This window comes from Acidovorax sp. HMWF018, from assembly GCF_003061035.1.
Lineage (GTDB): Bacteria > Pseudomonadota > Gammaproteobacteria > Burkholderiales > Burkholderiaceae_C > Acidovorax > Acidovorax delafieldii.
Window position 1 is genome coordinate 1 of record NZ_QAIM01000205.1, and the last position, 7,032, is coordinate 7,032.

Sequence of the window (7,032 nt, forward strand, 5' to 3'; positions counted from 1 at the left end):
CCACTTCGGACTCCCCACGCTCCGCCCCGATCACCCGCTTTCACCGCGCGCGCCTGATGCAGATCTGGCGCTCGGCAGGCTGGCCGTGCAAGGATGGACTGGAGATTGATCTGCTGGCTGCGGGCCTCATCAGTCTGCACATTGCGGCCGATGGTTGTGAAACCCTGCGCCTCACCGATGAAGGCATCCGCATGCTGGCGCAGGCCCGTCAGCGTGGCGTGCGGGCACTGAGCCTGCACGACCGGCTGGGGCAGAAGTTTGCGGCGCAGTTGCTGGCTTCGGGGCGCATCGTATGGACCGAACTGTCACTGCGCGCGGTGATCGACTCCGTGCCGATGGGGGATGTGGTGCCGCCTGCGGCCACGGCCGATGCACCCACCAACACCGCGCCCGCCATGTCACCGCTGTGGGCCGAGGCTGACCACGCCCCCGCTGCCCGCGCCGCCGCCAATGTGTGGCGCATGGCCCGGCCCGATCTGTTCTCGGTGCGCAATACCTCGGTGCCCGCCTACCTGCAGCCCATGGTGCATGAGGTGAAGGCGAGCCGCGCCGACCTGCTGTCAGACCTGCGGCACGACGCCAAGCGGCAGGCGTACCAGTGGCTGTGCGAGGAGTGCTACTACGTCTTCCCGGCGGGCATAGCTGAGCCCGACGAGATCCCTGAGCACTTCGGCATATGGGTATTGCACGGCAGCGTGGAGGACGGGCGCTTTGAGCTGCTGCGCCCCGCGCGGCACAACCGCTGCGCGCTGCCCTTTGCGGTGTGGATGGCGCTGTGCAAGGCCACGCCGCTGCGCAGCGATGACGACATGGCTCAGACCCATTTGGGCGAGCCTGCTCCTCCCGCCACTGACACCCCGACCACACCGCCATGACCTACACCGTGGCGGTGCGCGAGCTGTGCGAGTTCACCGCCAAGCAAGGCGACCTGGACCTGCGCTTTACGCCCGCACCCACCGCGCTGGAAGGCATGGCGGGCCATGCGGTGGCAGCGTCGCGCCGGGGTGCAGACTACCGCGCCGAGGTGGCACTGAGCGGCAGTTACCAAAGCCTGCGCGTGCGCGGCCGGGCCGATGGCTACGACCCCGCGCAGCAGCGCATCGACGAGGTCAAGACCTTCAAAGGGCGGCTGGACCGCCAACCCGCATCGCACCGCCACCTGCACTGGGCGCAGGCCAAGGTGTATGGCTGGCTGCTGTGCGAGCAGGAGCAGCTGGCGCACATCGACGTGGCACTCGTCTACCTGGACGTGGGCACGCAACAAGAGACGGTGTTCACCGAACGCTGCAACGCCGACGACCTGCGCCAGCACTTCGAGGCCCAGTGCCAGCGCTTCATTGCCTGGGCCGAACAGCAGGTGGCCCACCGTGCCGCACGCGACGCGGCACTGACCACCTTGGCATTTCCGTTTGGCGACTTTCGCGCCGGCCAGCGCCCGCTGGCCGAGGCCGTGTACAAGACGGCAGTGGCGGGCCGCTGCCTGCTGGCCCAGGCGCCCACGGGCATTGGCAAGACCATGGGCACGCTGTTCCCACTGCTCAAGGCTGCGCCTGCGCAGCGCATCGACAAGGTGTTCTTTCTGGCCGCCAAAACCTCGGGGCGGCAGATGGCGCTGGATGCGCTGGCGCGCCTGTCCGACAGCGCACCCGCACTGCCGCTGCGTGTGCTGGAGCTGGTGGCGCGCGACAAGGCCTGTGTGCACCCCGACAAGGCCTGCCACGGCGAATCCTGCCCGCTGGCCCGGGGCTTTTACGACCGGCTGCCTGCCGCCCGCGCTGCCGCCGTGGCCCCCGCCAGCGCAGGCAACCCCGCGCCCGTCCTGCAACAAGCCCGTGTGCGCGACGTAGCCCTGCAGCATGACGTCTGCCCCTACTACCTGAGCCAGGAACTGGCCCGCTGGGCCGATGTGGTGGTGGGCGACTACAACTACTACTTTGACCTGGGTGGCCTGCTGCACGGTCTGGCCCAGGCCAACCAGTGGCGTACGGCGCTGCTGGTGGACGAGGCGCACAACCTGGTGGAACGCGGCCGCAAGATGTTCACCGCCGAGCTGCACCCCGCCGCCTTGGCCCAGGCCCGCAGCAGCCCCACCGCTGTGCAACACGCGCCGGTGAAGAAGGCGCTGGACAAGGTGCGCCGCGCCTGGGTGGCGCTGGACAAGGCGCACCCGGCCCCGTACACGGTGCTCGAAACCTTCCCCGACAAGCTGCTGGCCGCGCTGCAGCAGTGCACCACTACGCTCACCGAACACTTCACCGACCACCCCACGGAGCCAGACGGCGCGCTGCAAACGTTCTACTTCGATGCCCTGCACCTGCAGCGCATGGCCGACCTGCTCGATGCGCATTCGATGGTGGACATCACCCAGGCTTCTGCCGCCCGCCACCAGCGGGCCTTCAAACCTGGCGATTCCGTGGTTTGCATCCGCAACGTGGTGCCCGCGCCCTTTCTGCAACCCCGCCTTGCAGCTGCACACACCAGCACCTTGTTCTCGGCCACGCTGCAGCCCGCGCGCTACTACGCCGACCTGCTGGGCCTGCCTGAGGACCATGTGTGGGTGGACGTGGAATCGCCCTTTGCCGCGCACCAGCTGCAGCTGCAGGTGGCGCGCCACATCTCCACGCGCTACCCGCACCGCGCGGCGTCCCTCGCACCCATCGCCACGCTGATGGCGCAGCAGTTTCGCGAGCGGCCTGGCAACTACCTGGCGTTTTTCAGCAGCTATGACTACCTGCAGCAGGCTGCTGCATTGTTTGCGCAGCAACACCCCGACGTGCCGCACTGGTGCCAGTCGCGCCGCATGCTGGAGGGCGAGCAGCGCGATTTTCTGGCGCGCTTTACCGACAGCAGCCAAGGTATTGCCTTTGCTGTGCTGGGCGGCGCGTTTGCCGAGGGCATCGACCTGCCGGGCAAGCGGTTGATTGGCGCCTTTCTGGCCACGCTGGGCCTGCCGCAGGTCAACCCCGTCAACGAGCAGATCCGCGAGCGCATGCAGGCGCTGTTTGGCGCGGGCTACGACTACACCTACCTCTACCCCGGCCTGCAAAAGGTGGTGCAGGCCGCTGGCCGCGTGATCCGCACGCCCACCGACGAGGGCGTGGTGCACCTGATGGACGACCGGTTTGCGCAGGCCCAGGTGCGTGCGCTGCTGCCTGTATGGTGGCAGGTGGACTGAGAGGCTTAGAGGCTGAGAGTCTTTTGCCTATGCCCGCCTTGCACGCCATAACACCGCTGCTCGTCGTTGCAAATGCGCGCCATAGCCCAAGCTATGGCTTTGCTTTACGCCTCGATCAGCGGTGTTATGGCGCACCTTTCGGGCACTGACAAAAAACTCTCAGCCTCTGAACCAAAAAAAAGGCCGGTCACCCGTTGGGGACCGGCCTTGCAAAGGCCGCCAAAGCGGCACACAGAGAGTCAATCTTCAGGATGCAACGGGCTCCGTCACCACCAGCTCCTTGGCCTTGCCACGCTGGCGGAAAAACGCCACCGTTTGCCACAAGACGAATGCGGCGATCAGGCTGATCAGCGTGCCGCTGATAGGACGGTTGATGAACACCTCAAAGCTACCGCGCGACAGCAGCATGGAGCGGCGGAAGTTCTCTTCCAGCATGGGGCCCAGGATGAAGCCCAGCATCAGCGGTGAGGGGTCCATCTCCAGCCGCATGAACAGGTAGCCCAGCGCACCAAACGCTACGGTGATGAACACGTCGTCCAGGTTGTTGTTGATGCTGTAGGTGCCGATGCAGCAGAAGAACAAGATCGCGGGGAACAACACGTTGTACGGAATCTTGAACACCGACAGCCAGTAGCGCACCAGCGGCACGTTCAGCACCAGCAGGAAGCAGTTGCCGATCCACATGCTGGCGACCAGACCCCAGAAGAGTTCGGGGTGGCCGGCAATCATGTTGGGGCCGGGCTGGATGCCCTTGATGATGAACGCGGCCATCATCAGCGCCATCACGGCGTTCTCGGGGATACCGATGCTCATCAGCGGGATGAAGCTGGTGCGTGCAGCCGCTTCGTCCGCAGCAGCCTGGCCAGCCACGCCTTCGATGCAGCCGGTGCCGATTTCGTGGCGGTACTTGCTGACCTTCTTGTCCAGCGCATAGGCCGCAAACTGGGCGATCACGGGGCCGCCGCCGGGCAGGATGCCCAGGATGGAGCCCACCACGCTGCCACGCAGTGCGCTCGGGATGATGCGCTTGAACTCGGGCCAGGTGGGCATGAGCTTGATCTTGCCGTTGAAGGGCGAGCGCTCTTCACGCGAGTCGAGGTTCTTGGCGATCTCTGCAATGCCGAAGCAGCCCAGCGCAATGCTCACAATGCCCACGCCGTCGGCCAGGAACGGAGCGTCCCAGGTGAAGCGGGCCAGGCCGCTGTTCACATCGGTACCGATGGAGCCCAGCAGCACGCCCACCATGCACATGGCCAGGCCATTGAGCAGGCTGCCCGTGGTCACGAAGCTCACGCACACAAAACCCACCAGCATCAGCGCGCAGTAGTCGGCAGGGCCGAACAAAAAGGCCACCTCGCCCAGGCTGGGCGCAAGGAACGCCAGCACCACAATGGCCACCGTGCCCCCGATGAAGCTGGAGAACCCGGCGGTGAACAGGGCCAGCCCCGTTTTCCCTTTCAGCGTCATCGCATACCCGTCGATACACGCCACGATACTGCTCGCATGCGGGATCTTCATGGTGATGGCGCTCACGCTGTCGCCGTACTGCGCACCGTAGTAGATACCGGCCAGCATGATGAGTGCGCCGGTGGTGTCGATGGAATAGGTCAGCGGCAGCAGCAGGCTGATGGTGGCCAGCGGGCCCAGGCCCGGCAGCAAGCCCACCAGGGTGCCCACCGTGCAGCCCAGGGCGCAGAACATCAGGTTCTGCAGCGTCAGCGCGTGGCTGAAGCCAAACGCGAGGTTGTTCAAGACTTCCATGGCGGCGACCTCAGTACAGCGGCAGGCTCACGCCCAGCAGCTTTTGGAATGCAAACGCGATGCCGACCAGCACCGCAGCGATCTTCAGGTTGCGCTTCCACGAGTACGACGTACCCGCAAACCCCGAGCAGAACACCAGAAACACGATGCCCGCGATCATGTTCACAAAGTGCGACAGCGCCGCAAAGCCACACAGGCTGCCCAGAATGATGGCGATGTTGCGCACCTGGAAGTCCATGGGCACCGGTGCCACCAGGCGCGCGCGCACCACGGTGATGACCCCGATCACAAACAGCATGCAGCTGACGATGAACGGGAACATGCCCGGCCCTGCGCGGCCGAGCGTCCCCAGCGAATAGCTCATGGACGGCAGGCCAAAGCCCAGCGCCAAAGCCATGAGGGCAAAGCCTCTGAGTAGATTGCGGTTGATCATGTAAAGGTTGTCTCCTGATAGGCTGGACGACCCCATCCGGCGGTGCAAACGGCGCGCAGGGCTGGGGTATGCTGACGGGCAGACTATCTCCATCGAACCTGATCGCAGGCTGATCTTGGCCATGCGTAATTTCACGTAGAACCCCGCCCCCCATGCGCCTCCTCCTGGTGGAAGACGACCCGGTGCTCAGCCGCACCATGGCCCAGGGCCTCGAAAACGCAGGCCACCGTGTCGAGCTGGCCCATACCGTCGAAGAAGCCCAGCACTGGTGGGCGGTACAGGCTTTCGACGCTGTGCTGCTGGACCTGAACCTGCCCCACGCTGCCCACGCGCGCAGCGGCCTGGGCAGCGGCCTCACCGCCCTGCGCAGCGCCCGTGCGCGCGGCGACCGCACCCCCGTGCTGGTGCTCAGTGCCCGCGACAGCACCGAGGAGCGCATTGCCGGGCTGGACGCCGGCGCCGACGACTATCTGGGCAAGCCCTATGAACTCAAAGAGGTGGAAGCGCGCCTGCGCGCGCTGCTGCGGCGCGCCAGCGGCACCGCCGACATCGTCACCGTGGGCCAGCTGGTGCTGGACCGCCAGGCGCGCCGCGTCAGCGTGGCCGGGCAACCACTGGAGCTGCCCGCGCGCGAGTTCGATTTGCTGTGGGAGCTGATGACCCCGCCCGGCCGTGTGCTGAGCAAGGGCGACTTGTCCTCGCGCCTGTCGGACGGCAGTGAGGTGGTGGGCCAAAACGCGCTGGAGGCCTCGTTCTCCCGCCTGCGGCGCAAGATTGCGGGCAGCGGCGCGGCGATTCGCACGCTGCGCGGGCTGGGTTACGTGCTAGAGGATGACGTTGGCCAGTCCTGAACCCGGCCCCGCACCGCTGCACCAGCAGCCGCCCGACCTGCGCCAGCGCATCGGCCGGCGCGTGCTGTTGTCACTGGTGCTGATCTGGGGGCTGGGCAGCACGGTGGTGCTGGGCGTGGGCAACCACTTTGTGGCCGAGGCATTTGACCGAGCGTTGCTCGATGACGCACACGCCGTGGCCGCCCATGTGCGCGGCGGCCAGCCGACAGATCCTGCGCGCGACCCTTTGCGGCTGGACCTCACGCCGCGCGAGGTGGGTCTGCTGCGTTTTGACCAGAGCGAAACCGTATGGTTTGCGGTGTACGCGCCCGATGGCAGCTTCATCGCTGGCGACCCCCACTTGGCGCCGGGTGTGGTGGCGGCGGGCAACAGCCACGCCTTTTCGCAGCTTTCGCAAGACGGGCGCGAGCTGCGGCGCGCCACCTTGCAGATTGCCGGGCCGCCCTCTTTCACCGTCGTCATGGCGCAGACCACCGCCGAGCGCACGCAGCTGCTGCGCAGGCTGCTGGTGTACTCGGGCCTGGCCCAGCTGTGGCTGCTGGTGGTGCTGGGGTCGTGGCTGCTGCGTGGCATCGAGCGCGACCTGCATCCGCTGGGTGCACTGCAGGACGCCATGGACCAGCGCGACGCTGCCGACCTGCAACCCCTGCCGCCCGCGCTGACGCAACAGGCCAGCACCAGCGACGTGCAACGTCTGGGTGTGGCCCTGGACGGCTTGCTGGCGCGGGTGCAGCAAAGCCTGCATGCGCAGCGCGAATTTGCGGGCAACGTGGCGCACGAGCTGCGTACACCGCTCGCAGGCATCCGCGCCC

6 protein-coding genes are annotated in these 7,032 nt (G+C 66.6%); 4 read left to right on the top strand and 2 right to left on the bottom strand.

Going from position 1 to position 7,032, the window contains the following annotated elements:
- The first annotated feature begins 56 nt into the window (after nt 1–56).
- Together DBR23_RS07495 and DBR23_RS07500 are read left to right on the top strand one after the other, a co-directional pair.
- The gene (locus tag DBR23_RS07495; protein WP_108497824.1) at nt 57–875 is read left to right on the top strand and encodes a hypothetical protein; all 819 of its coding nucleotides are present in this window, start codon (nt 57–59) and stop codon (nt 873–875) included.
- Entirely contained in the window at nt 872–3,175 is a 2,304-nt protein-coding gene (locus DBR23_RS07500) for an ATP-dependent DNA helicase (RefSeq protein ID WP_108497822.1), read from the top strand. The genes DBR23_RS07495 and DBR23_RS07500 overlap by 4 nt, the downstream gene beginning before the upstream one ends.
- A gap of 246 nt (nt 3,176–3,421) precedes the next feature.
- Here DBR23_RS07500 and DBR23_RS07505 read toward each other — a convergent pair whose 3' ends face one another.
- Nucleotides 3,422–4,936, bottom strand: a complete 1,515-nt coding sequence (locus tag DBR23_RS07505; RefSeq protein WP_056744313.1) for a tripartite tricarboxylate transporter permease — start codon at nt 4,934–4,936, stop codon at nt 3,422–3,424.
- Nucleotides 4,937–4,946: 10 nt separating this feature from the next.
- The gene (locus DBR23_RS07510; protein ID WP_056067517.1) at nt 4,947–5,369 is read right to left on the bottom strand and encodes a tripartite tricarboxylate transporter TctB family protein; all 423 of its coding nucleotides are present in this window, start codon (nt 5,367–5,369) and stop codon (nt 4,947–4,949) included.
- A 152-nt stretch (nt 5,370–5,521) separates the two neighbouring features.
- Between DBR23_RS07510 and DBR23_RS07515 the strand changes: the two genes are divergently transcribed.
- Together DBR23_RS07515 and DBR23_RS07520 are read left to right on the top strand one after the other, a co-directional pair.
- Nucleotides 5,522–6,220, top strand: coding sequence for a response regulator transcription factor (locus tag DBR23_RS07515; protein ID WP_108497823.1), 699 nt, complete (start codon nt 5,522–5,524; stop codon nt 6,218–6,220).
- On the top strand, nt 6,201–7,032 hold an 832-nt coding region (locus DBR23_RS07520), incomplete at its 3' end, for a sensor histidine kinase N-terminal domain-containing protein (protein ID WP_199227659.1). The genes DBR23_RS07515 and DBR23_RS07520, both read left to right, overlap by 20 nt.

Excerpts from the sequence above, each read along its gene's own strand:
- DBR23_RS07495 (WP_108497824.1), top strand. The coding sequence starts at position 57 with ATGCAGATCTGGCGCTCGGCAGGCTGGCCGTGCAAGGATGGACTGGAG.
- DBR23_RS07500 (WP_108497822.1), top strand. The coding sequence starts at position 872 with ATGACCTACACCGTGGCGGTGCGCGAGCTGTGCGAGTTCACCGCCAAG.
- DBR23_RS07505 (WP_056744313.1), bottom strand. The coding sequence starts at position 4,936 with ATGGAAGTCTTGAACAACCTCGCGTTTGGCTTCAGCCACGCGCTGACG.
- DBR23_RS07510 (WP_056067517.1), bottom strand. The coding sequence starts at position 5,369 with ATGATCAACCGCAATCTACTCAGAGGCTTTGCCCTCATGGCTTTGGCG.
- DBR23_RS07515 (WP_108497823.1), top strand. The coding sequence starts at position 5,522 with ATGCGCCTCCTCCTGGTGGAAGACGACCCGGTGCTCAGCCGCACCATG.